The sequence below is a fragment of the Streptomyces sp. DH41 genome, from assembly GCF_029813785.1.
Classification (GTDB): Bacteria; Actinomycetota; Actinomycetes; order Streptomycetales; family Streptomycetaceae; genus Streptomyces.
Map to the genome: position 1 here is coordinate 218419 of NZ_JARVKY010000008.1, position 24016 is coordinate 242434.

The 24016-nt window shown below is 71.2% G+C and carries 24 protein-coding genes; 18 read left to right on the forward strand and 6 right to left on the reverse strand.

Translation table 11 applies throughout. The annotated features are described in order from the left end of the window. The first annotated feature begins 56 nt into the window (after positions 1-56). Genes QC283_RS16160 through QC283_RS16170 form a run of 3 tightly spaced genes read left to right on the forward strand, consistent with a single transcriptional unit; the run spans position 57 to position 2091 of the window. The gene (locus QC283_RS16160) at positions 57-863 is read left to right on the forward strand and encodes a TauD/TfdA dioxygenase family protein (protein ID WP_279562201.1); all 807 of its coding nucleotides are present in this window, start codon (positions 57-59) and stop codon (positions 861-863) included. Then, on the forward strand, positions 860-1573 hold the full coding sequence (locus tag QC283_RS16165) for an SDR family oxidoreductase (RefSeq protein ID WP_279562202.1): 714 nt from the start codon (positions 860-862) through the stop codon (positions 1571-1573). Before QC283_RS16160 ends, QC283_RS16165 begins: the two co-directional genes overlap by 4 nt. Next, a complete protein-coding gene (locus QC283_RS16170) occupies positions 1570-2091 on the forward strand; it encodes a carboxymuconolactone decarboxylase family protein (protein WP_279562203.1) in 522 nt (173 codons plus the stop codon). The genes QC283_RS16165 and QC283_RS16170 overlap by 4 nt, the downstream gene beginning before the upstream one ends. 56 nt (positions 2092-2147) lie before the next feature. On the opposite strand, the gene QC283_RS16175 is transcribed toward QC283_RS16170, so the two are convergent. The 4 genes from QC283_RS16175 to QC283_RS16190 all read right to left on the reverse strand — a co-directional run bounded on the left by QC283_RS16175 (position 2148) and on the right by QC283_RS16190 (position 6252). After that, entirely contained in the window at positions 2148-3257 is a 1110-nt protein-coding gene (locus QC283_RS16175; protein ID WP_279562204.1) for a hypothetical protein, read from the reverse strand. Between the two features lie 184 nt (positions 3258-3441). Continuing rightward, on the reverse strand, positions 3442-4233 hold the full coding sequence (locus QC283_RS16180) for an enoyl-CoA hydratase (protein ID WP_279562205.1): 792 nt from the start codon (positions 4231-4233) through the stop codon (positions 3442-3444). Between the two features lie 10 nt (positions 4234-4243). Further along, complete coding sequence (locus QC283_RS16185; RefSeq protein WP_279562206.1) at positions 4244-5401, reverse strand: acyl-CoA dehydrogenase family protein; 1158 nt, start codon at positions 5399-5401, stop codon at positions 4244-4246. Continuing rightward, a complete protein-coding gene (locus QC283_RS16190; RefSeq protein WP_279562207.1) occupies positions 5398-6252 on the reverse strand; it encodes an acyl-CoA dehydrogenase family protein in 855 nt (284 codons plus the stop codon). Before QC283_RS16190 ends, QC283_RS16185 begins: the two co-directional genes overlap by 4 nt. A gap of 165 nt (positions 6253-6417) precedes the next feature. Between QC283_RS16190 and QC283_RS16195 the strand changes: the two genes are divergently transcribed. The 13 genes from QC283_RS16195 (at position 6418) to QC283_RS16255 (ending at position 19964) form a co-directional block, all read left to right on the forward strand. Then, positions 6418-7209 (forward strand): TetR/AcrR family transcriptional regulator, encoded by a 792-nt coding sequence (locus QC283_RS16195; protein WP_279562208.1) that lies wholly within the window; start codon positions 6418-6420, stop codon positions 7207-7209. A gap of 188 nt (positions 7210-7397) precedes the next feature. Then, positions 7398-8564 carry an acyl-CoA dehydrogenase family protein gene (locus QC283_RS16200; protein ID WP_279562209.1) on the forward strand — a complete coding sequence of 389 codons (1167 nt, stop codon included), beginning with the start codon at positions 7398-7400 and terminating at the stop codon, positions 8562-8564. Between the two features lie 29 nt (positions 8565-8593). Then, positions 8594-9361, forward strand: coding sequence for an SDR family oxidoreductase (locus QC283_RS16205; RefSeq protein WP_279562210.1), 768 nt, complete (start codon positions 8594-8596; stop codon positions 9359-9361). 65 nt (positions 9362-9426) lie between these two features. Continuing rightward, a complete protein-coding gene (locus tag QC283_RS16210) occupies positions 9427-10194 on the forward strand; it encodes a FadR/GntR family transcriptional regulator (RefSeq protein WP_279562211.1) in 768 nt (255 codons plus the stop codon). 126 nt (positions 10195-10320) lie between these two features. Then, complete coding sequence (locus QC283_RS16215) at positions 10321-11121, forward strand: enoyl-CoA hydratase/isomerase family protein (protein ID WP_279562212.1); 801 nt, start codon at positions 10321-10323, stop codon at positions 11119-11121. 2 nt (positions 11122-11123) lie between these two features. Beyond that, positions 11124-12155, forward strand: a complete 1032-nt coding sequence (locus QC283_RS16220) for an acyl-CoA dehydrogenase family protein (protein ID WP_279562213.1) — start codon at positions 11124-11126, stop codon at positions 12153-12155. After that, the gene (locus QC283_RS16225) at positions 12152-13300 is read left to right on the forward strand and encodes an acyl-CoA dehydrogenase family protein (protein ID WP_279562214.1); all 1149 of its coding nucleotides are present in this window, start codon (positions 12152-12154) and stop codon (positions 13298-13300) included. The genes QC283_RS16220 and QC283_RS16225 overlap by 4 nt, the downstream gene beginning before the upstream one ends. Positions 13301-13313: 13 nt before the next feature. Beyond that, on the forward strand, positions 13314-14900 hold the full coding sequence (locus QC283_RS16230) for a FadD3 family acyl-CoA ligase (protein WP_279562215.1): 1587 nt from the start codon (positions 13314-13316) through the stop codon (positions 14898-14900). Then, a complete protein-coding gene (locus QC283_RS16235; RefSeq protein ID WP_279562216.1) occupies positions 14897-16084 on the forward strand; it encodes a CaiB/BaiF CoA transferase family protein in 1188 nt (395 codons plus the stop codon). Before QC283_RS16230 ends, QC283_RS16235 begins: the two co-directional genes overlap by 4 nt. Further along, positions 16081-16893, forward strand: coding sequence for an enoyl-CoA hydratase/isomerase family protein (locus tag QC283_RS16240; RefSeq protein WP_279562217.1), 813 nt, complete (start codon positions 16081-16083; stop codon positions 16891-16893). Before QC283_RS16235 ends, QC283_RS16240 begins: the two co-directional genes overlap by 4 nt. Next, a complete protein-coding gene (locus QC283_RS16245; protein ID WP_279562218.1) occupies positions 16890-18026 on the forward strand; it encodes a thiolase family protein in 1137 nt (378 codons plus the stop codon). The genes QC283_RS16240 and QC283_RS16245 overlap by 4 nt, the downstream gene beginning before the upstream one ends. Positions 18027-18040: 14 nt before the next feature. Then, on the forward strand, positions 18041-19189 hold the full coding sequence (locus tag QC283_RS16250; protein WP_279562219.1) for an acyl-CoA dehydrogenase family protein: 1149 nt from the start codon (positions 18041-18043) through the stop codon (positions 19187-19189). Between the two features lie 4 nt (positions 19190-19193). Next, complete coding sequence (locus tag QC283_RS16255; protein ID WP_279562220.1) at positions 19194-19964, forward strand: SDR family NAD(P)-dependent oxidoreductase; 771 nt, start codon at positions 19194-19196, stop codon at positions 19962-19964. A 12-nt stretch (positions 19965-19976) separates the two neighbouring features. Here the strand turns inward: QC283_RS16255 and QC283_RS16260 are convergent, their stop codons facing one another. Continuing rightward, positions 19977-21221 (reverse strand): amidohydrolase family protein, encoded by a 1245-nt coding sequence (locus QC283_RS16260; protein WP_279562221.1) that lies wholly within the window; start codon positions 21219-21221, stop codon positions 19977-19979. Further along, a complete protein-coding gene (locus tag QC283_RS16265; RefSeq protein ID WP_279562222.1) occupies positions 21215-22240 on the reverse strand; it encodes a CoA transferase in 1026 nt (341 codons plus the stop codon). The genes QC283_RS16260 and QC283_RS16265 overlap by 7 nt, the downstream gene beginning before the upstream one ends. 129 nt (positions 22241-22369) lie before the next feature. Between QC283_RS16265 and QC283_RS16270 the strand changes: the two genes are divergently transcribed. Then, a complete protein-coding gene (locus QC283_RS16270; RefSeq protein WP_279562223.1) occupies positions 22370-23227 on the forward strand; it encodes an enoyl-CoA hydratase/isomerase family protein in 858 nt (285 codons plus the stop codon). Positions 23228-23429: 202 nt separating this feature from the next. Beyond that, complete coding sequence (locus tag QC283_RS16275; protein ID WP_279562224.1) at positions 23430-24005, forward strand: TetR/AcrR family transcriptional regulator; 576 nt, start codon at positions 23430-23432, stop codon at positions 24003-24005. Positions 24006-24016 lie beyond the last annotated feature (11 nt).

Here is a 24016-nt window from a genome sequence, read left to right on the forward strand (position 1 = left end):
CTTCCCCTCACGCTCAGCTTGAGAATATGATTCTCAGATACGGAAGGGGTGTTTACATGATCACATCGAAGGCCTTGAGCTCGTCGCTCGGGGTGGAGTTCACCGGCGTGACGGACCCACTCGACGACGCCTTTGTCCACCGGGCGGCCGAGGCCCTCACATGGCGCGGGGTCATCCTCGCGCGTGGGCTGCACCTCGACGACGAGCAGCAGTTGGCGTTCAGCCGTACGCTCGGGGAGGTGGTCGCGCTGCGCGACCAGGAAATCTTTCCGATCTCCATCAACCCGGCCAAGAGCAAGAGCGCCAAGTACCTGAAGGGCGCGTTCTACTGGCACCTGGACGGCACCAGCGACGATGTGCCCGTCAAGGCAACCACGCTCACCGCCCGCCATGTCGCCACGGTCGGTGGCGGCACCGAGTTCGCCAGCACCTACGCGGCGTACGAGAACCTGCCGGAGAAGGAACGCGAGCGGTACGAGTCGCTGCGCGTGGTGCACAGCTTCGAGGCGTCCCAGCGGCTGGTGAACCCGGACCCCACCGAGAAGGAGCTGGCCGCCTGGCGGACCCAGCCCAGCCACGAGATGTCCCTGGTGTGGCACCGCAGGGACGGGCGCCGTTCCCTGGTGACCGGCACCACCGCCGACCACATCGTCGGGATGGACCCCGACGAGAGCCGCGCCCTGCTCGACGAACTGCTCGACTGGACCACCCAGGAGCGCTTCCGTTACACCCACGACTGGGAGGTCGGCGACCTTGTGGTCTGGGACAACACCGGGATACTGCACCGCGCGCTGCCCTACGACGAGAGTTCGGAGCGGCTGCTGCACCGCACGACCGTCGTCGGCGACGAGGCGTTCGCGTGAGCGGCGCGAGGACGGCCGTCGTCACCGGTGGTGCCTCCGGCATCGGTCGGGCGATCGCGCGGCGGCTCACCGCCGACGGTCTCGAGGTCGCCGTCTTCGACATCGCGCCGGCCGAGGAAGGCCACGCGCTGACCGTAGACATCACCGACCGCGCACAGGTCGACAAGGCGATGGAAGCGGTGCGCGACCGCTACGGTCCGGTCTCCGTCCTGGTCAACGCGGCGGGCAAGGACGGCTTCACCCGGTTCTCGGAGCTGTCGTTCGAGGAGTGGCAGCGCGTCGTGGACATCAACCTCAACGGGGTGTACCACTGCGTGCAGTCGGCGCTGCCGGACATGTGGGAGGGGCGCTGGGGACGGATCGTGAACATCTCCTCGTCCAGCGCCCATTCCGGCCAGCCCTTCATGGCCCACTACGTCGCCGCCAAGTCCGCGGTGAACGGACTGACCAAGTCCCTCGCCCTGGAGCTGGGCCCGCGGGGCATCACCGTCAACGCCGTGCCGCCCGGTTTCATCGACACCCCGATGCTGCGCACCGCAGAACAGCGGCAGCGGCTCGGCGGCACCATCGAGGAGCACATCGCCCGGACCCCGGTCCGCCGGGTCGGTCGTCCGGAGGACATCGCGGCGACCTGCTCCTTCCTGGTGAGCGAGGAAGCGGGTTACATCACGGGGCAGATCATCGGTGTGAACGGGGGGCGCAACACATGACGAGGGTGTCCCCCGTCCCGTACGAGGAGTGGGACGCCGAGACGCTCCGACCGCTGACGGGCGGGCGGGAGGTGCCTCCCTCGAACGTCCTCGGCCTGCTGCTCCGCCACCCGGCGCTCGCCAGGTCGTTCCTCACCTTCTCCGCCCATCTCCTGGCCCGCAACACCTTGCCGGAGAGGATGCGCGAGCTGGCGATCCTGCGGGTGGCCTGGCGTCGCCGATGCGCGTACGAATGGGAGCAGCACGTGCTCATCGGCCGTGAGGCCGGCGTGACGGAAGAGGACCTGGAGCAGGTACGGACGGGCGCCGCCACGCCGGTGAACCGGGCCGTCGACGAACTGGAGACCGCGTTCACCCTCTCCGACGCCACCTACGCGGAGCTGGCCAAGGAGCTGGACGAACGGCAGCTGCTGGACTTCGTGTTCACGGTGGGGGCCTACGGGATGCTGGCGGCGGCGTTGAACACGTTCCAGGTGGAACCGGATTCCGGTCTCGGTGACGAAGGGGGTCTTCGCTGAGGCCGGTGGTCACCGGCCCCGCACTCGCGGGGCTCGACGAACGTGAGGGGCGGCCCTCATAGGACAGCTCGGGCGGTGGGCGCCTGACCGCCGAGCGCCTGCTGGACCCGATCGACGAGAGTGCGTGTCAGAATCTCGAGGTGGTCGCCGCCGTACGCTTCCGTCCAGTCGAGCGCCTCGATGTCATAGGTGACGCCGGCCACCACACTGCCGATCCTTACCATGGAGACCACGGTCTTGGAGTCCCTGCCATGTCTGCTGACGGCGTGGCTTTCGTCTCCGAGGGTCGGCAGCGCCATGGAGGGCGGAGATTCCTGCCTCAGCGACCTGTAGGCCGCTTGAGCGGCTTCCACCCCTGCGAAGGGGTAGACCCTGAAGTGGGCCACGTTGTTCGTCGCCGGGTCCTGGTATGCGGCTTCGCCACAGAACAACAGATCGGGTTGTTCGCTGCCGCACTGCTCCGTGGAGGCTTCGAGCACGCTCGCGTCGTTCTCCTGCGTCCAGCCGCCGGGCACAGCATCCAACCCGGGAAGGACCGACTCCACCACCTCTCGGTCCTCAAGAACCGGACGTGGCTGCCCCTCCGCGAGCGGGTCCCCCACGCCGTCCGTGGGAGCGCCGGAACCTCCCACTGCTCCGGTGGACTCCTGCCAGGGTGCTGCGCCGACTCCCTGCCCTGGCGACTCGTCCCCGCCGATCGCACGCACGCCGCCGTACACGGCGAGTGCCACGATCCCCAGCATGACGGCGACCAGCGCGACCAAGGCCCCCGGGCCGCCTCGGGAGGTCGAGATCGTCAGTGGGCCGAGGGAGATGTTGCTACCGCGCAGCCGGTTGCCGTCCCCGATGACCACGCTGCCGGTCGGTGCCGGCGGCACCGGGGGCGGCGGCGGTGCTTCGAGCAGCGCGATCAGTCGATGGGCGAAGGCCGGATCGGCGTCGAGGGCATCCCGCAACACAGCATGGAGCCGATCGGCCGCCGTCGAGTCCTCGGGGTCCTGGTCCAGCCCTGTGAGGGCTGCCTGACCTTGCTCCGTGCCCCTCAACCGGTCCCTCACCAAACCGGAGACCGCCTGTACCGTGCCCGTGCCGATCGCGGTCCCCGCACCCGTGACCGCGGCCACGACGAGTGGCACGACCGCCGACGCCAAGCCCGCTGTGTCCATGACATCCCCCCTCGTGTAGAGGCAAGTATGAAGTGCGCCGGCCAAGAATGGGAGGGGCCTGGCCCCGTGGACACCCTGGGGCAGCCCCTCCCTGGTGGCGACGGACGCGCGTGAGGCGCCCTCGCCGTGGGCGCGTGCACGGGTCGGTCCGGCTTCGACTCGGGCCGCCCCGGTAACGCGCTCCTCAACCCTGCTTCACTCGCTGCTTCATGTCGTCCAGTCCGGTCAGGATCGGGAAACCGCCCACGCTGAGCGCGTTGCCGTGCCCGGTCTGGTGGACGTCGAAGACGGACTGGAGCGCGGCGTAGAAGCCCTGGACGTCCAGGGTCTGGTTGACGGCCCGCTTGGCCTGGCGCAGGCCGAAGGGCGGCATCTTCGCGATCTTTTCGGCAAGCTCGCGGGCGGATTCGTCGAGCCGGTCGAGCGGGACGACCCGGTTCACCATCCCGACCTGCTCGGCCTCGCTGGCGGTGAGGGGTCTGCCGGTGAACAGGATCTCCTTGGCCTTGCGCGGTCCCAGCTCCCACGTGTGCCCGTGGTACTCGACCCCGCCGATGCCCATGTGCACCACGGGGTCGGAGAACTCGGCGTTCTCCGCGGCGACGATCAGGTCGCACGGCCAGCACAGCATCAGCCCGGCGGCGATGCACTTGCCCTGCACTGCGGCGATGGTGGGCTTGGGGATGTTGCGCCACTTCAGCGAGTACTCGAGGTAGCGCCGCGCCTCCGTGTTGTAGATCCACTCCAGGGTGATCTCGTCGGGGCCGGGCCAGCGGTCCTTCAGGTCGTGTCCGGCGGAGAAGTGCCGGCCGTTGGCACGCAGCACGACCACACGGACCTCCTCGTCCCCGGCCGCGCGGGTCCAGGCGGCGTCCAGGTCGTCGAGGAGGGACATGGTCTGGGCGTTGGCGGCCTCGGGGCGGTTGAGCGTGATGGCGGCGACGCCGCCTTCCGCTTCGTACAGGATCTGGTCCATGACCGGCGTCCTAACGCGGTAGGCCGAGGATGCGCTCGGCGATGATGTTGCGCTGAATCTCACTGGTGCCACCGGCGATGGTGCCGGCGAAGCTGCGCGCGTAGCGTTCGAACCAGCTGGAGACGAAGTCCTCGTGGTGCATGTGGTGGAACGGACCGGTGCGGGCGGGGTGCGCCAGCGCGTCGGCGCCGTGCGCCTCCAGGGCGTGCAGGGTGGCCGACTGGACGGCCTCGGAGCCCAGCAGTTTGAGTACGGAGATCTCGGCGGGATTGCGGTCCGGGCCCAGTTGCCGATGGCCTAGCAGCCTCAGGGCCGTCAGGTCCATGAGGAGGGTGGCGTACCACTCCTGGCCGGCGCCGGCGTCCCCGGCGTCGCGGACCAGGTCCTGGAGCCGTTCGGCGTACGACAGCCACAGCAGGGTGCGTTCGTGGCCGAGGGAGCCGTTGGCCACCCGCCAGCCCTCGTTGAGGGGGCCCACCAGATTCTCGCGCGGTACGTGTACGTCGGCGAGAAAGACCTCGTTGAAGTCGTGGTCGTCCTCGGCGGCGATCGACCCGAAAGGGCGGCGGACGACACCCTCGGCGGCGGTCGGTATCAGCAGCGCGCTGATCCCCTTGTGTTTGGGGGCGCCGGGGTCGGTGCGGACGAAGGTGAGGAGTACGTCGGCGTCGTGGGCGCCGGAAGTCCAGATCTTCTGCCCGTTCACCGTGAAGGTGTCCCCGTGGAGGACGGCCCGGGTGCGCAGCGAGGCCAGGTCGGAGCCCGCCTCGGGCTCGCTCATGCCGAGCGCGGCGGTGATCTCGGCCCGCAGGATCGGCACGGCCCAGCGCGTCTTCTGTTCCTCGGTGCCGAAGGTGAGCAGGGACGCGGCGATGATGCCCAGGCCCTGGGGGTTGAAGCTGTGGTAGATCCGGCGGCGGGCCAGCTCCTCCAGGTGGGCGAGCTGCTGCGGCAGGGTGGCCCCCCGGCCGCCGTACTCGGGTGGCTGCCCGGGCAGCAGCCAGCCGTGCTCGAAGAGGGTGCGCTGCCATCGGCGGGCCCAGTCGGGGACGTGTGCACTGGAGTGGGAGCGTTCGCGTGCCTCGGCCTCGGTCGGGAGACGGGCGTCGAGGAAGGCGGAGAACTGGGCGCGGAACTCCTCCACCTCGGGGTCGTCGGCGAGCTTCATGCGGTCAGCAGGGCCTTCCTGTGAGCGGACGCGGTGCCGAGCAGCAGGTCGCAGGCCTGGGCCCGCTTCAGGTGCAGTTGCAGCTCGTTCTCCCAGGTGAAGCCCATAGCTCCGAAGAGCTGCAGGCCGTGCCGGAAGACCAGTCGCTGGCACTCCCCCGCCGCCGCCTTCGCCATGTGGGCGGCCTTGGTGCGGCGCGGATCGTCCTCGGCGATCGTGAGCGCGGAGAAGTGGGTGAGAGCGCGTGCCCGCTCCACGGCCACGTGCATGTCGGCCGCCTTGTGCTTGACCGCCTGGAAGGAGCCGAGCACCTGACCGAACTGCGTGCGCTGCTTCACGTGTGCGAGGACCAGGTCGAGGACGCGGCGGCAGGCGCCGACGGCGGTGGCCGCGAGCCCGGTCAGGGCGAGGTCGGGGACGCCGGCGGCAAGGGCCTGCGCGTCGACGTGGGCCACATGCACGTGCGGGTCGAGGATGCCGACCCGCTGGGCGCCGAGATCCGCTCCCGGGACGACGATGACCCCGCCCGTCGTGAGCAGCGCGACCTCGTCGGCGCGGTCGGCCTCCAGGACGTAGCGGCCGACGCCGTCGAAGACGGCCGTGCCACTGCCTTCGGGCAATCGGCCGGTCAGCGGTGCGAACCAGGTGGCGGTGGCCAGGAACGGGGTCGGGTCCGCCGCGTACCCCAGCTCCTCCAGGATCAGGGCCAGTTCCAGCGGGGGTGCCTCCAGCCATCCCAGACTCCGATAGGTCTCCCACTGCCGGTCCTCGGGCTGCGGCCGCACCTTCGCGACCGTCTCGCGCACCGCGCGGCGCAGCATCCGCTGCTCCTCGTCGAGTTCGAACTCCACGCCCGGCCTCCGCTCTCCTGCGGTCTTGGTGGCGTCCTCTGTGGCAGGAATCGACGCGAGAATAGCATTCTCGTCAGACGGAAGTAAGAGTCTTGTTACACGCGGAGGCCGATTCGGTAGGGGGGATGCCTCCCCTTTTCACATACGTGGAGTACCGTTCTACTCATGAGTGTCGTCCCCGCCGAACCGGTCGAGTCCCCTGAGCCCGCGTGGCGGCAGCGCGCCGTCGAGCGATCCACCCGGGCCGCGAAGCTGCGCGCCGAGCAGCGCGTGCAGCGTTTCCTGGACGCGGCCCAGGAACTGATCGCGGACAAGGGCACCACGGATTTCACGGTGCAGGAAGTCGTGGAGCGCTCCCGCCAGTCGCTGCGGAGTTTCTACCAGCACTTCGACGGCAAGCACGAGCTGCTGCTCGCCCTCTTCGAGGACGCGCTGTCGAGGTCGGCCACCGAGATGCGGGAGAAGCTCTCCACCGTGACCGGTCCACTGGACCGGCTCAAGGTCGCGGTGGATCTGCTGTACGACTCCTCCACACCGCGCGAGGGACAGCAGTCCCCGCTCTTCACCGACTTCGCCATTCAGTTGCTGGTCAGTCACCCGGACCAGGTGGCCACCGCCCACCTGCCCCTGCTCGCCCTCTTCACGGAGCTGGTGGAAGACGCGGTGAAGGCCGGCCAGGCCGTCACGCCCAGGCCACGCCGTACCGCCTCCTTGATCATGCAGACGGCGATGTTCACGGCCCAGGCCCCCGCCGCTCCGGTCGGGGCACAGCCTTCCCGGATCGGTGCGGAGGACGTCTGGGAGTTCTGCCTGGGTGGCATCACCGGGGCGGGACAGGCGACCGGCGGGGACGAGTCCGGCACCCAGAAGGCCGCCGCCACCAAGAAGGCAGCGGCGAAGCGGACCACCGCCAAGAAGTCCGCCGCCCCCAAGGGCGCCACGCGAACCAAGGCCTAACCCCACCCGTCGTTCGAACCTGAAGGGCCCGCACCCGTGCGGGCCCTTCTCTCGTGTCGCACCGATCGCATGCCGCACCGATCGCGCCCGCACGGCAACCGCCCGATGGGTCGAGGCAGTTGACGCCTCTTTCGGTCTGACCTTTGATATGTTTCACACATCAGCAACCGGCAGAGGGGTTCCCCGCCGTGGATTTCGAGCTGACCGAGGACCAGGAGACGATCCGCAAGGCTGTGGCCGGTCTCCTGCGCGACTTCGACGACCGGTACTGGATGGAGAAGGACCGCGACCACGCCTTCCCCGAGGAGTTCTACGCCACCGTCGCCGGCGGCGGCTGGCTCGGCATCACGATCCCCGAGGAGTACGGCGGCCACGGCCTCGGCATCACCGAGGCGACGCTTCTGCTGGAGGAGGTGGCCCGCTCGGGGGGCGGGATGAACGCCGCCAGCGCCATCCACCTGTCGATCTTCGGCATGCATCCGGTCGTGGTGCACGGTTCCGACGAGCTGAAGCGACGCACACTCCCCCGCGTCGCGGACGGTGACCTGCACGTCTGCTTCGGGGTCACCGAGCCCGGCGCGGGCCTGGACACGACGCGTATCACCACGTACGCCCGGCGGGACGGCGACCACTATGTCGTCAGCGGCCGCAAGGTGTGGATCTCCAAGGCAGTGGAGTCGGAGAAGATCCTGCTGCTGACCCGCACCTCCCGGCGGGACGAGGTCGCGAAGCCGACCGACGGCATGACCCTGTTCCTCACCGACCTCGACCGCGACCACGTGGACATCCGGCCGATCCCGAAGATGGGGCGCAACGCCGTCACCTCGAACGAGCTGTTCATCGACGAGTTGCGGGTCCCCGCCCGGGACCGGGTCGGCGAGGAGGGCCAGGGATTCCGTTATCTGCTCGACGGCCTCAACCCCGAGCGGATGCTGATCGCCGCCGAGGCCCTGGGCATCGGCCGGGTGGCACTGGACCGGGCGGTGGCCTACGGCTGTGACCGTGAGGTGTTCGGGCGGCCCATCGGCATGAACCAGGGCATCCAGTTCCCGCTCGCCGACTCGCTCGCCCGGCTCGACGCGGCGGAGCTCGTGCTGCGCAAGGCGACCTGGCTGTACGACCGGGGGCGGCCCTGTGGGCGGGAGGCGAACACCGCCAAGTACCTGTGCGCAGACGCCGGATTCACGGCCGCCGACCGCGCGCTCCAGACGCACGGCGGGATGGGCTACTCCGAGGAGTATCCCGTGGCCCGCTTCTTCCGTGAGGCCCGGCTGATGCGCATCGCGCCGGTCAGCCAGGAGATGGTTCTGAACTACCTGGGGTCCCACACCCTGGGACTGCCACGCAGCTACTGACCTGCACCATCGACGACCAGGAGCCAGGGATGACCGACCGTACGGGACTGTTCGACCTCACGGGGCGCTCCGCGCTCGTCACGGGTGCCGCCGGCGGGATCGGTTCCGCGGTGGCGGGGGCGCTCGCCCGCGCCGGGGCCGCGGTGCTCGTCACCGACGTGGACGGCGAGGCGGCGGCGGCCGTGGCCGGGAAGCTGTCCGCCGCCGGGCTGAGCGCCGACAGCGCGGCTCTCGACGTGACCGACCGGACCGCCGCCGACCACGCGGCGTCCCGGGCCGCGGCACTGGCCGAGGGGACGCTGCACATCCTCGTCAACAACGCCGGTGTCACCGCGCCCGCCATGTTCGACAAGCTGGAGGAGGAGTCCGTCCGGCGACTGATCGACATCCATCTGATGGGTGCCTTCCACTGCACGCAGGCGGCCCTGCCGTCCCTCGCGACGGACGGCACCGGACGGGTCATCAACGTCACCTCGTCGGCCGGTCTGACCGGCACTCTCGGCCAGGTGAACTACTCGGCGGCGAAGGCGGGCATCATCGGGCTCACCAAGTCCCTCGCCAGGGAACTGGCGCGCAGGCGCATCCTGGTCAACGCCCTCGCGCCGCTGGCCGCGACCCCGATGACCCAGACCATCCGCACCGATCCCAAGTTCGCGGAGCGCATGCTCACGCGCATCCCGCTCGGCAGGTGGGCCGAACCGGAGGAGGTGGCGGGGGCGTTCGTGTTCCTCGCCTCGGACGCCGCCTCCTTCGTCACTGGCCAGGTCCTGCCCGTGGACGGGGGCATGGTCATGTGACAGGTCTCCCCCGGGCTGTGTTGAATGGTTCAGCCGAAAGGGACGACCGACGAGAGGCCCGCACCGTGTCCAGCGCCGAATCCATCCCACCCGCCCCGCGCTTCGAGCCGCTCAGCGTACCGAAGGCGTCGGACGTGCTGGCGGCCGAGGTGCGCGAGCGCATCCTGTCGGGAGAGTTCGACGAGGGCACGGCGCTGCCGCCGGAGCGTCAGCTCGTGGAGCAGACGGGACTGAGCCGGGCGACGGTGCGCGAGGCGCTGCGCATTCTGGAGGTCGAGCGTCTGGTCGACATCCGGCCGGGGCGCGGAGGCGGCGCCTTCGTGCACCGGCCGGGCCGCGAATCCCTCGCCAGCACGGTGCAGTTGGTGATCCGGGGGCAGCGGATCAGGCTGGAGGCGCTGCACGAGACACGTGAGGCGATCGAGCCGGCCTGCGCGGCGCTCGCGGCCCGGCGACGCACCGAGCGGGACCTGGCGGATCTGGACACCGCCCACGCCGAGCTGGTCGGGGCGGGCGACGACGTTCCGCGGTTCCTGCGTGCCAACATCCAGTGGCACAACGCCGTGGCCAGAGCGGGCGACAACGAACTGCTCATCGGCTTCCTGGACGCCCTCTCGGAGTCCATCCACGCCTCCACCGACCTGGCACAGTTCATGGACGTCCGCATCCGCCGGCTCACCGCGCGCGCCCACGCGCGGATCACGGAAGCCATCCGGTCCGGTGACGAGGAAGCGGCCCACCGGCGGATGAGCCGCCATGTGTGCGGCTTCGCCCGCGCCGCCGCCGAAGTGGACGGCCGGGAGCTGGTGGACCTGCCGCAAGCCGACGGCTGACGGCCGACGGGGGCCCGCCCGTTCATAGGCGGGCGGTAGGGATCACCACGCTCGCGCGAGAATGACATTCTCGTTTTTCAGCAACACCATTGACAATATCGGTCTGACCTTTACTACTATCGCCGCATGAGCGACGTGAGCCCCGTCCTGACCGTGGCCGCCGACGGCGACGTCCGCATCGTCACACTGAACCGGCCGGAGCACCTCAACGGAGTGTCGGAGGAACTGCACCGCCGGTTGTCCGAGGTCTGGCGGGAGTTGGCGGAGGACCCCGGGGCGCGCTCGGTCGTGCTGACCGGAGCGGGACGGGCGTTCAGCGCGGGCGGCGACTTCGACCACCTGCTCCGCCACCACGACGACCCGGCGCTGCGGGAGCGCTCGATCCGGCTCGACCGGATCATCCAGACCGAGATGATCCGCTTCCCCCTCCCGCTGATCGCGGCGGTCAACGGCCCGGCGGTCGGGCTGGGTTGCAGCCTGGCCCTCGGGTGCGACCTGGTCCTCATGGCCGAGGACGCCTACCTCGCCGACCCTCATGTGTCGGTCGGGCTGGTGGCGGGCGACGGGGGGGTGACCCTCTGGCCGCTGCTGACAAGCCTGCTGCGGGTCAAGGAGTACCTGTTCCTCGGCGACCGGATCCCGGCGGCCACGGCGGTCGAGCTGGGCCTGGCGAACCGCGGCTGTCCGGCCGGTGACCTGATGAGCGAGGCTCTGAAGCTGGCTCACCGGCTCGCCGCCCAGCCGGCGGAGGCGCTGCGCGCCACCAAGGCGGCACTGGCCGCCGTGGTCGAGCAGGTGTCCCGAGGCGGCATGGAGGCGGCCCTGCTGGCCGAGCGGTCCACGATGACCAGCCCCGACCACATCCGGATCGTCAACGAGCTGGCCTCCCGCACCCGCCGTCGCACAGCCGCTTCCGAGGAGGACTGAGCGTGCAGACCGAGGAGTTCACCCTGGTCCGGGACATGCTGCGGTCGTTCGCGACCCGGCACCGCGTCGGGTCCGCCGACGAGGTGACGCCGCGGACCCGTGCCGCCGCGCGGCAGGCGCTGGACGAGCTGGGCCTCGCCGAGCTGCGCCGCTCCTCCCCGCCCGCCGCCACGGTCCAGGAGTGCGCGCTGCTCGCCGAGGAACACGGCAGGCAGCCGCTGACGACGTCCCTGCTCGGGACCGCCCTCCTCGCCCCCGAGTTGTCGCGCCTGCTCGGGATCACGGCCCCGACGTCCCTCCCGACGATCGCACTCGCCCGCGACCTGCGCTTCCCGGCGCAGCACCCGTCACCGCTGGTCGCCTGGGACTGCGACGCGGCGGACGGGGCCCTGCACGTCGCCCCCGACGGGACCGTACGGCAGGTCGCACTGGGCCCGCCCACCCGGACCGCCGACCTGCTGCGCAGTGTGCGCGCGGTCCCCGACGACGGCGAGGGCGAGATCGTCGGACGCCTCGGTGCCGAGGCCGGGCAGCGCTGGCAGTCGTACGCACTGGTCGTCGTCACCGCCGAACTTGTGGGTGCGGTGGACGCCTTCGTCGAGCTGAGCACGGACTACGCCCGTGACCGCAGGCAGTACGGGAAACGAATCGGTTCCTTCCAGGCGGTGCAGCACCTGCTCGCCGACGCGAGGGTCCTGGTCGAAGCGTGCGCCAGTGCCACCCGGTACGCCGCCTGGTGCCTGGACCACGAGCCGGTCGACCGGGCGCTGACGGCGGCTCGCGTGGCCAAGGCCGAGGTGAACACCTCGGCGGTCGAGGCGGTGTACACGGGCATGCAGGTGTTCGGCGGCATCGCCCAGACCTGGGAGCACGTCGCCCATCTGTACCTGCGCCGCGTCCTCGTGGGAGCGGACCTATTGGCGACCACGGCCGACCTCCTGACCACGCTGGCCGAGCCCGCCCCTGACAAGTCCTCGCCCGCCGATACCGGGGCACTCACTCCCACCGCGGCCGAACCGGAGACAATCCGATGACCGACCTCCCCCTGGACTTCGGCGACCCCGCCGACCTGGAACGTCTGCGCGGCGACTTCCGCGCCTGGCTCGCGGACCACCCCCTCCCCGCCCGCGGCGCGGACGAGCCGGTGCCCGTCTTCCTGCACCGCTGGCACCGCATGCTGCACGCGGGCGGCTGGGTCGGACTCGACGTGCCGCGGGAGTACGGCGGACGTGGACTGACCCCACTGCACCAGGTCGCGGTCAGCGACGAGCTGGGGGCCCGGGGCGCACCGGGAGTCCCTCGCATCGGCTATCTCGCGCACGCCCTTCTGAAGTTCGGCTCCGAGGAGCAGCGCCGCCACCAGCTGCCGCGCATGCTCGCGGGCGACGACGTCTGGTGCCAGGGCTTCAGCGAACCGGGCGCCGGCTCGGACCTGGCCGGCATGAGCACCCGCGCCGACCGCGGAGCGGACGGCCACTACACCGTCAACGGGCAGAAGCTCTGGACCAGTTACGCCCAGTACTCCGATCTCTGCCTGCTCCTGGCCCGCACCGGCCCCAGCGCTTCCGCGCACACTTCCCTCTCGGCGTTCGTGCTCCCGCTGGACCGTCCCGGCGTGACGGTACGCCCCCTGCGCGCGGCCAACGGCGACGACGAGTTCTGCGAGCTGTTCCTCGACGACGTCCGCCTGGCCGAAGCGGACCTCATCGGTGCCGAGGGCGCCGGATGGAAACTGGCGATGACGACCGTCTCGTACGAACGCAACGCTCTCGACACCGGCCACCTGTCCACGTACGGGCTGCTGGTCGAGCGGCTGCGCCGCCGCGCCCACGAGCGTCGCGGCAGTCTTCCCGACGGGCTGCTGTCGGACATCGGTCGGTGCGTCGTCGACTACGGGGTCCTGGTCGCCCACTCCCGCCGTCGCACCGCCGAACGCCTGGCCGGCCGGGCCGCGGGCCCGGAGTCGTCGGTCGACAAACTGCTGATGACCCGGACCGAGCAGCGACTGTACGAGACGGCACTGAAGGTCTTCCCCGAGGAACTACACGGCGCGGGCGGGGAGATCTTCGGCGACTACCTGTACTCCCGTGCCGCGTCCGTCTACGGCGGGACCTCTCAGATCCAGCGGAACATCATCGCCAAGCGACTGCTGCGCCTGCCGGCCGACGGCCGTGGCTGAACGGAGCCCCGTCATGCGACACGACCAGGAATTCCGGAGCATCCCCAACGTGGTCAGAGCCGCCGCCCGGCGGTTCGGTGACGCCACCGCCCTCGTCGACAGGGACCGGCGCATCGGGTTTCGCGAACTGGAGGGCCTCATGCTCCGCGCCGTCGCCTCGGCGCGGGAACTGGGAGTCGGTCCGGGCGACCGGGTGGGCCTGTGCGCCCCCAACTCGGTGGAATGGATCGTGGCGGCCCTCGGCATCCAGGGAGCCGGAGGGATCGTCGTCCCCCTCAACACCCGCTTCAAGCAGCGGGAGCTCTCCTACATCCTGCGCAAGTCCGGGGCCAAGGCCCTGTTCGCCGCGGCGTCCTTCCTCGGCACGGACTACACGGCGGACCTGAAACGGGCCGATCCCGGGCTGCCCGCGCTGCGCACCACCGTGTCACTGCTGGGGGACCGCGGCCGCGCGGACATGACCTGGGACCAGTTCCTCGACCTGGGCGCCGGGCCGTCGGCCGCGCACGAGGCGATCGACCGGCTCACCCCCGACCAGGTCAGCGACGTGATGTTCACCTCCGGCACCACCGGCCACCCCAAGGGCGTCACGCTCACCCACGGCCAGTCCCTGCGCGCCTACGGCTGGATGTCCTCGGAGTACGGCTTCGGCGCCTCGGACAGCTTCTTGGTCATCCCCCCGTTCTTCCACTGCTTCGGGTACAAGGCGGGCTGGCTCGCCTCGTTCCTGCACGGTGTGACGGTGATCCCGATGGCGGTCTTCGACGCGGGACGCGCGCTGGAGCTGATCGAGCGGGAGCGGGTCAGCATCCTGCTCGGCCCGCCCACCATCTTCCACGACCTGCTGCACCACCCCGGCCGCCCGCACCACGACCTGTCGTCCCTGCGGGTGTCCATGACCGGCGGCACCACCATCCCCGAGGCCCTGATCCGCGCCATGAAGAAGGACCTGTCCTTCGACATCGTGCTGAGCGCCTACGGGCTCACCGAGTCGACGGCGCTGGTGACCACCACCCGCGTCGGCGACACGGAGGAGACGGTGGCCCGCACCACCGGCCGTCCCATCCCCGACGTCGAGGTCCGGCTCACCGACGCCTCGGGGCAGGAGGTGCCACCGGGGGAGGACGGGGAGATCCTGGTACGCGGCTACAACGTCACCCGCGGCTACTGGGACGACCCGGAGGCCACCGCCGCGGCGATCGACGGCACCGGCTGGCTGCACACCGGTGACATCGGCCACCTCGACGGGGCGGGCAACCTCGTGATCGTCGACCGCAAGAAGGAGTTGTACATCGTCGGCGGCTTCAACGCCTACCCGGCCGAGATAGAGAAACTGCTGCTCGGCTGCGAGCACGTCGCGCAGGTGGCGGTGATCGGCGTACCCGACGCGCGCATGGGCGAGGTGGGCTGCGCCTTCGTGGTCCCCGCACCGGGCGCCGACCTCACCGAGGAGGACGTCGTGGCGTGGGCGCGCGAGCACATGGCCAACTTCAAGGTGCCCCGGCACGTGCGGTTCGTGGACGCGCTGCCCCGCAACGCCGGCCTGAAGGTCCTCAAGGACGACCTGCGTGCCCGGTACGAGGACGGTGAGCGCCGGTGAGTGACGGACCGCTGGCGGGCATCACCGTGGTCGCACTGGAGCAGGCCGTGTCGGCGCCGATGTGCACCCGCACCCTCGGTGACTTCGGCGCGCGCGTGATCAAGGTCGAGAATCCCCGGGGCGGGGACTTCGCCCGGCACTACGACGACGTGGTGGGCGGCCTAGCGGCGCACTTCGTGTGGGTCAACCGGGGCAAGGAGTCCGTCGCGCTGGACCTGAAGACCGACGCGGGCCTCGCCGTGCTGCACCGGCTGCTGGAACGCGCCGACGTGCTGGTCTCCAACCTCACCCCGGGCACGACCGTCAAGCTGGGCCTGTCCCCCGCCGATCTGGAGGTCCGCCATCCGGACGTGATCGCCGTGGAGATCGACGGGTACGGCGCCGGCGGCCCCCTGTCCCACAAACGCGCCTACGACCTGCTGGTCCAGGCCGAGTCGGGGGCGTGCGCGGTGACCGGGCACCCGGGGGCACCCGCGAAACCGGGTCCGCCGGTGGCCGACGTGTGCAGCGGCTTGTACGCGGCGCTGTCGGTCCTGGCCCTGCTGCACGGCAGGGGACGAGGGCGGCCCGCCGCCTCCGTCGCGGTGAGCCTGTTCGACACGATGACGGAGCTGATGGGCTACCCGCTGACGTACACCAGGCACTCCGGCGTCGAACAGCAGCCGCTCGGCATGAGCTCGCCCGCCGTGTCCCCGTACGGCGCCCACCCCACCGCCGACGGGCACACGGTGGTCCTCGGCACCACCAACGATCGCGAATGGCAGCGCCTGGCACGAGAGTTGATCGACCGGCCGGACCTGGCGGACGACGAGCGGTTCCGTACCAACGCCGGACGGGTCGAGCACCGGGCCGTCCTGGACGCCGAGATCGGCGCATGGTGCGCCCGGCACGATCTGGCGGAGATCCAGGACCGCGCGGACGCCGCCGGGATCGGCAACTCCCGCTTCAACACCCAGGCCGACGTCCTGGCGCACCCGCATCTGGCCGCCCGCGACCGCTGGCGGGAGATCGGCACTCCGGGCGGGCCGGTACCCGCCCTGCTCCCGCCTCCCGTCATCGCCGGGTACGAGCCGCCGATGGGGGCGGTGCCGGCGCTGGGCGAGCACACGGACGCCGTGCTCGGCGAACTCGGTTTCGCGGCCGAGGAGATCGCTTCGCTCCGCGAGCGGAGGGCCGTGCGGTGACCGGTCTCCTCATCGACGACGCCGACGGCGTACGGACCCTGACGCTGGACCGCCCGCACCGCAGGAACGCGATCGACGTCGAGCTGTGGAAGACGTTGCGCGCCGCTCTCGACGACGCCGGTCGGGACCGGAGCGTGCGCGCCCTGGTCCTCACCGGCGCGGGCGGTGCCTTCTGTTCGGGAGCGGACATCTCCAAGGAGCTCAGCAGCGCCCACCCCTTGTACCGGATGCGTCCGTTGACCGACGTGACGCTGCTGCTGCACGAACTGCCGGTGCCGACGGTCGCCAAGGTGACAGGGGTGGCGGTGGGCGCGGGCTGGAACCTCGCCCTGGGCTGCGATCTGGTCGTGGCGACCCCGGAGGCGAGGTTCTCGCAGATCTTCACGCGGCGTGGGCTGTCCCCCGACTGCGGCGGCTCCTGGCTGCTGCCCCGGCTGGTCGGTCTCCAGCAGGCCAAACGGCTCGCGCTGCTGGCGGACACGATCGGCGCCGAGGAGGCCCGCGCCCTGAACCTGGTGACCTGGGTGGTGGACGGCACGGAGGTGGACGCCTTCGTCGACGGCCTCACCGCGCGCCTGGTGGCCGGCGCGCCCGTGGCGCTCGCCCAGACCAAAGCACTGCTGAACGAGAACACGGACCGCACCCTGCGCGAGGCGCTCGCCGGCGAGGCGCGGGCGCAGGCGGCGAACTTCGCGACCGCCGACGTGCGCGAGGCCTACGCGGCCTTCGCCGACAGGCGTGATGCCCATTTCACCGGCCGCTGGGCGGTGCCCGGTACGAGTGCCGGACGATCGGAGGACGAGACGTGACTCGGGAAGCGGTGATCGTCGGGGCGGTCCGCACCGCCGTCGGCAAGCGGGGCGGTGGTCTGGCCGACGTCCACCCTGCGGACCTGTCCGCGGCCGTGCTGCGAGCCCTCGCGGAGCGGACCGGGATCGACCCCGAGGTGGTCGATGACGTCATCTGGGGCTGTGTGTCCCAGATCGGCGACCAGTCGAGCAACATCGCCAGGTACTCGGTGCTGGCGGCGGGCTGGCCGGAGAGCGTTCCGGGGACGACGGTCAGCCGGGCGTGCGGGTCGAGCCAGCAAGCGCTGGACTTCGCCGTGCAGGCGGTCCTGTCGGGCCAGCAGGAGGTGATCGTGGCGGGCGGCGTAGAGGTGATGAGCCGGGTGCCGCTGGGGGCCGCGAAGGCCGAGGGTATGCCGTACGGCCCGCGGGCCCTCGACCGCTACCGGGGCTTCTCCTTCAACCAGGGGATTTCCGCGGAGCTGATCGCGCGGAAGTGGGGCTTCTCGCGCGAGGAGCTCGACGCGTACACGGCGCTCTCGCACGAGCGCGCCGCGGCGGCGCAGGACACCGGAGCGTTCGCGCCGGAGATCGTCCCCGTGGCGGGGATCGACACCGACGAGGGAATACGGCGCGGCACGAGCGTGGACACGCTCGCGAAGCTCAAGCCCTCCTTCCAGGAGGACGGTGTGATCCACGCGGGCAACGCCTCGCAGATCTCCGACGGAGCGGCCGCCCTGCTCGTCACCACCGCCGACAAGGCACGGGAACTGGGACTCGCTCCCCTGGTCCGCTACCGGGCCGGCGCGGTCGTCGGCTCCGACCCGGTGCTGATGCTCACCGGGCCGATCCCGGCGACCGAGAAGGTGCTGCGCAGGGCGGACCTCGCCGTCCGGGACATCGGCGTCTTCGAGGTGAACGAGGCGTTCGCACCGATCCCGCTGGCCTGGCTCACCGAAACCGGTGCCGACGCGGAGCGGCTGAACCCCCTCGGCGGCGCCATCGCGCTCGGCCACCCGCTGGGGGCGTCGGGAGCGGTGCTGATGACCCGCATGATCCATCACATGCGCGCACACGGCATCCGTTACGGCCTCCAGACCATGTGCGAGGGCGGCGGCACCGCGAACGCCACCGTCGTCGAACTCGGCGACTGACGAGGGGAGTCACCGTGCGCAGAGACGTCTTCACCGCCGATCACGAGGACTTCCGCGAGCTGGTCCGGGACGTCGTGGCCAAGGAGGTGGTCCCGCACTACGCCGAGTGGGAGCGGGCCGGGCGGCTGCCCCGCTCCTTCTTCGAGCGGCTTGGCTCGATCGGTCTGCTCGGCATGGCGATACCCGAGGAGTACGGGGGCGGCGGACAGTCCGACTACCGCTACAACGTCGTCCTCCAGGAGGAGGCGGTCCGCGCCCTCGTCACGCTGGGCACCGTCCGCACCCAACTCGACGTGGTGCTGCCGTACTTCCTCGCCTACGCGGACCTGGAGCAGCGGGCGCGCTGGTTTCCCGGCCTGGCTTCCGGCCGGCTGCTTACCGCCATAGCGATGACCGAGCCCGGCACCGGTTCCGACCTCGCGGGGATGCGCACCACCGCGGTACGGGACGGGGACGCCTACGTCCTCAACGGCGCGAAGACCTTCATCACGGGCGGGCTGCTGGCCGACCTCGTGATCGTGGTGGCGCGTACCGCTCACGATCCCGGCGACCGGCGGGCGGGGCTGACGCTGCTGGTGGTGGAGGACGGGATGCCCGGGTTTACGCGGGGGCGGGTGCTGGAGAAGATGGGCATCAAGGCGCAGGACACCGTGGAACTGGCCTTCGACGACGTCCGTGTGCCCGTCGCCAACCGGCTCGGTGAGGAGGGCGCGGCCTTCTCCTACCTCGGGCTCAACCTGCCGCAGGAGCGCATGACCGTGGCGGTCGGCTCGGTGGCTCAGGCGCGGGCGGCGCTCGACGCGACCCTCGAGTACGTGAAGGAGCGGAAGGTGTTCGGCACCGCCGTCGCCTCGTTCCAGAACACCAAGTTCGAGCTCGCCGCCGTGGCCGCCGAGGTGGAGGCAGCTCAGGCCGTCGTCGACCGGGCCGTGCTGGAACTGGTCGACGGCCGGCTCTCCGGCGCCGACGCCGCCAAGGTCAAGCTGTTCTGCACCGAGGTACAGGCCCGCGCCGTCGACCGGTGCCTCCAGTTGTTCGGCGGATACGGCTACATGCTGGAGTACCCGATCGCCCGGCTGTACGCGGATGCGCGCATCACCCGCATCTACGCCGGGACCAGTGAGGTCATGAAGGTCATCATCGCCAAGTCCCTGGGGTTGTGAGGAAATGGAAGACTTCTCCTCCCGTCCCGGGACCGCCCTTGTCGCGGGCGGTACCGGTGGCATCGGGGCGGCCGTCGTACGGATGCTCGCGGCCCGCGGCAGCGACGTCGTGCTCACCTATCGGGCCAGCCAGGAGGCCGCGTACGCGCTCACCGACGAGGTGAAGGCGGCCGGGCGCCGCGCCGTGGCCGTCCGGCTCGACCTGACCGACGAGGAGGCGACCGCGCGGGCGGTGCGCGACGCGGCGGCGGACTTCGGCGGCCTGCACACGGTGGTGTACGCGGCGGGGCCCCATGTGCCCATGACACATCTCAGCAAGGTGACGCCCGGCCGGTACCGGGCGCAGCTGGAGGCCGACGCGGTGGCGTTCTTCAGTCTCGTCCACCCGGCGCTGCCGCTGCTGCGGAAGAGCCGGGGCAGTGTCGTCGCCGTGACGACGGTCGCCACCCGACGCTTCCCGGTGAGGGACGGGCTGTCCTCGGGCGCCAAGGGAGCGGTCGAGGCGGTGGCCCGGGCGCTGGCCGCCGAGGAGGGGCGCTACGGCGTCCGCGTCAACTGTGTGGCCCCCGGCATGCTCACGGACGGCATCGCGGGGCGGCTGATCAGTACCGGGGAACTGGACCAGGACGCTCTCGCCGTCACGCGGCGCAACATCCCGATGCGCCGGTTCGGGCAGGCGCGGGACATCGCGGAGGCGGTCGCGTTCCTCGCGTCTGACCGGGCCGAGTTCATCACCGGGCAGGCACTGGGGGTGGACGGCGGGTACAGCGTCTGAGCACGGGCTGGTTCAGGGAGCGATCTGACGGCCGCCGACGTACACGGCCCGTACGGTCTCGGCGGACAGGACGTGGAGCGCCTCCCGCAGGGGCACGTGGAGCAGGCACAGGTCGGCCGGCGCACCGACCGACAGCCGGCGTGCGCGGGCGGGCTGCTCGGGCGTGCCGAGGAAGAACCCCAGGGCGGCCTCCGGTGTCACCCCCTCGCCGTCCTCCCGGCCGACCGCGGCCCGCATGACCGCCCACGGGTCGTCGGTCCCGTACGGCGCGTCGGTGCCGGCGGCGAGCGGGATGTCCGCCTCGGCCAGACTCCGGCACCGGTAGAGGGGGTGGTCGTCCGGAGGGACCTCGGTGGCGTACTGGCGGCCCCGCTCCACCGGGAAGTGCGGCTGGGTGACGACCGTCAGCCCGAGTCGCCGGATCCAGGGGACGGTCTCGGCCGGGATCACCGCGCCGTGCTCAACCCGGTCCCCGGTGACCGGGCCGGCCTCCTGCACGGCGAGCAGGGTGACGAGCAATTGCACGCGCGTCACACAGTGTACGGCCACGGGCCGGGGCCGTACCTCGCGCACCACGGCGGCGAGTTCACCCGGGGTGGGCAGGGTGGCGTCATCGAGCATGATCTTGTCCGGGGAATCCACACCCATGACGGTGAGCCGCTGCGGCAGCACCGACAGGGTCCGCCGCAGTCCGGACGCGGGCCGGGGATCGGCGTTGGTGAAGCCCGTGACGCCGAGGCGCGCGGCGCGTCGGCCCAGAGCCGCCAGATCGAGCCGCACCGGCGGGATCAGGTGCCGCAGCCGCTCGTCCTCCCGCCACAACCTGCCGTCCCCGTCCAACCCTGCCGCCCGCAGCGCGGCGGTGTTGAGGAACCACATCGCCCCACTGCGGTGCTGCACCCGCACGGGCCGGTCGGCGACGATCGCGTCCAGAGCGGAGCGGTCCAGGTTCCCCGCGACACTCTCGTGGTAGCCGACCGCCCGCACCCATTCCCCGGGTGACCCGCTCCGCAGTGCCTGAGCGAATCCGTCGGGTGTACGGACGTCGGCCGGGCCCACGTGGACCGAGGCGGCGTCGGCGGCCAGGGCCATGAGGTGGACGTGGTGGTCGTGCAGTCCGGGCAGCAACGCCCCTCCGCCTCCGTCCACCTGGCTCTCCCCGGCGAGATGGCGCCCGATCTCGCTGATCCGCCCGTCGGCACCGATCCGTACGTCTGCAGGGGCGTACCCCTCGACCTCCACGTTCCGGATCAGCACGGTGCCGTCCGGGAGTCGGCGAGCGCGGCGGCACAGGCAGCCATGGACACGCACAGCAGCTCCGCGCCGCCGGCGGCGAGGGAGCGGACGGCCGCGTGGGCGGCGTACAGGCCGGTGACGGGGTCGGCGAGTGCGTCACCCAGGAACATGGGGTCGCCGTGCGGGTCGCGGCCGACCAGGCCGCCGGCCACCGCCGCGTCGTCCCCGAAGGCGATCCGGTCGTCGTCGCGGCCGTACCCGGTGATACTGACCCAGACTCGTCCGGGACGCGCGGTGAGGAACTCCTCGGCGAACACCCCCAGTTGCCGTAGCGCTCGCGGCCGGGAGGCTTCGATGACGACGTCCGCCCGGTCCACGGCGTCCGCCAGGGCACCGGAGGCGAAGTCCATGACCAGGCTGTCGTGTCCGTCGTGCAGCCAGCGGTAGAACTCCGGATGCCCCGACCTGGCGCCGTCCGGTCTGGTGGTGCTCTCCACCTTGGTCACCTGTGCCCCCGCCAGACCGAGCAGTCGCGCGCACAGAGGTCCGGCCCAGAGGGCGGACAGGTCGAGTACGCGCAGGCCGGTGAGCGGGCGGCGTAGCCGCTGGCCGTAGGGCCGGGCGCGTACCGGGGCGCGGCCTGAGCAGGCCGCTCCGAGTGCGGCGGCAGGGATGCCTACCCTCTGCGCGGCGGCGGCGAGTCGGAAGGCGGTGGTTGTTCGGGCACCACCGTCCAGGTCCGTGTCCCGCGCGCCGAGAAGGGCCAGCAGCGCGGGCAGTGACGCGTGGTCGTCGGGTCGGGCCAGGTTGACGGCGGCCCATCCGTCGGCGGTCCGCAGGAGTCGGCAGGAGCCGCCGGCCGACGTCCGGCCCGGTGAGGGCAGCCCGGCGAGCCGTGCCCGCAGGAAGAGGGCTGTGGGCAGGTCCACGACGACACCGGTACGAGCGTCCAGGTCGTCCGCGACGGCCCGGAGCGGGACGAGGTACGGCGCGACGCCGGACATCCACGGGCCGAGAGCGAGAGCGTCATTCTTGGGCACGTGAATTCCCTTCTCTCTGAGAGATGGGCAGATTACACTCAGGCGACCATGGAGTCGCCGTGCCGCGTGATCGCCCTCGCCCCTTCGACGCCACCGCCACCCCGTGCGCACGATCAGGTTCTGGTGGGGGTGGCCAACAGGCCGGGTGAGGCCCCGGCCGCCTTCGACGTCCTCCTGACCGAGGGCACCGGCGCGCCCCGCCCCTGGGTCGCGTGCGCCGATCCCCGGGCCACCGCGCGCCGCATCGCCGCCGAGGTGGAACGGCACCCCGCCGCCTCCACCGCCCTGGTCCAAGTCCTGCGGATGGGTCCGGCGCTCACCCCGGCGGACAGGCTGCTGGTCGAATCCCTCGCCTACTCGGCTCTTCAGGGCAGCGCGGACTTCCGCGCCTGGCTGGCCGCCTCCCCGCCCCGAAGGCCGCGGCCCGCGGCGCAACCGGTGCGCCTCAGTCGCGACGGCGACCGCCTGGACGTCGTACTCGACCGCCCGTGGGCACGCAACGCCTTCGACGCGGCCACCCGGGACGCCCTCTGCGAAGCGCTCGACGTCGCTGCGGCCGATCCGACGATCACATGCGTCGACGTGCGCGGCGCCGGGCCCGCGTTCTGCGCCGGGGGCGACCTCACCGAGTTCGGCACCTCGCGGGACACCGCCGAGGCGCACCGGGTGCGGGTGTCCCGCAGTCCCGCCGCGCTGCTTCTGCGCTGCGCCGCCAAGGTGACCGCACACCTGCACGGCGCCTGTGTGGGTGCGGGCATCGAACTGGCGGCGTTCGCCGGGCGGGTGACGGCCGCGCCCGACACGGTGATCCGACTGCCCGAGATCGGGATGGGCCTGATCCCCGGCGCCGGGGGCACGGCGAGCCTGCCCGTCCGCGTCGGACGGGAACGGACCGCCTACCTGGCGTTGTCCGGTGCCTCGCTGACCGCGACGCAGGCGCTGCACTGGGGACTGGTGGACGCGATCACGGAAAGCCACTGGCACTGAGTGGTTCGACGAACCCTGAGTGAAGCCGATTTTTACGCATCAGCAAACCAGGCGCCTCCACTCATTGTCAGCTCTGGGCGGCGATTGTTACCTTCTACTCAATTTTTGAGAGAACGGAGCCTTCATGGAGGCTGGCGCACGCTCAAGGAAACGCGGTCCCTACCAACGCTCTCACGAACGCCGGGAACGTATCTCCCTCGCCGTGTTGGAGCTGGTGGACGAGTTGGGCCACGAGGGAGTCACCACCGCGCTCGTCGCTGACCGGTCGGGGTCGAGCGAACCGACGGTGCTCTATCACTTCCCGACCAAGGAGCACCTGCTCGTCGCGGCCCTCGACCGCTCCGACGACCTGCAGCTGGACCTCGCGACCGTGGGGAACGGGGAGCTCACACTGAATCTGGACGCCCTGCGCGCCGTCGCCGACGCCGCGGTGTCAGTACACGAACGGCGACTGCGGCTGTTCGTGATGCTGCGCGGCCAGGCCGCGACGCCGAACCACCCGGCCGCCGACTACTTCGCCCGCCGGACGGAACGGGCGATGGGCCTGTGGACCGGCATGGTGGAGAAGAGGCAGCGCGAGGGAACGGCCCATCCCGGTCTCGAGCCTCGTGAGACGGCCCGGCAGGTTCTCGCACTCTGGGACGGCCTAGTCCTCGCTCACTTCAGCGACCCCGGCTTCGACTGCGGGCAGGCCCTGGTGGACGGCGTCCGCCGGCTCACAGGACAGAACTGGGTCGAAGGACTGGCCGCCCTCAACCGGCCGGGCAACGGCCTCTGACGGAACGGAAA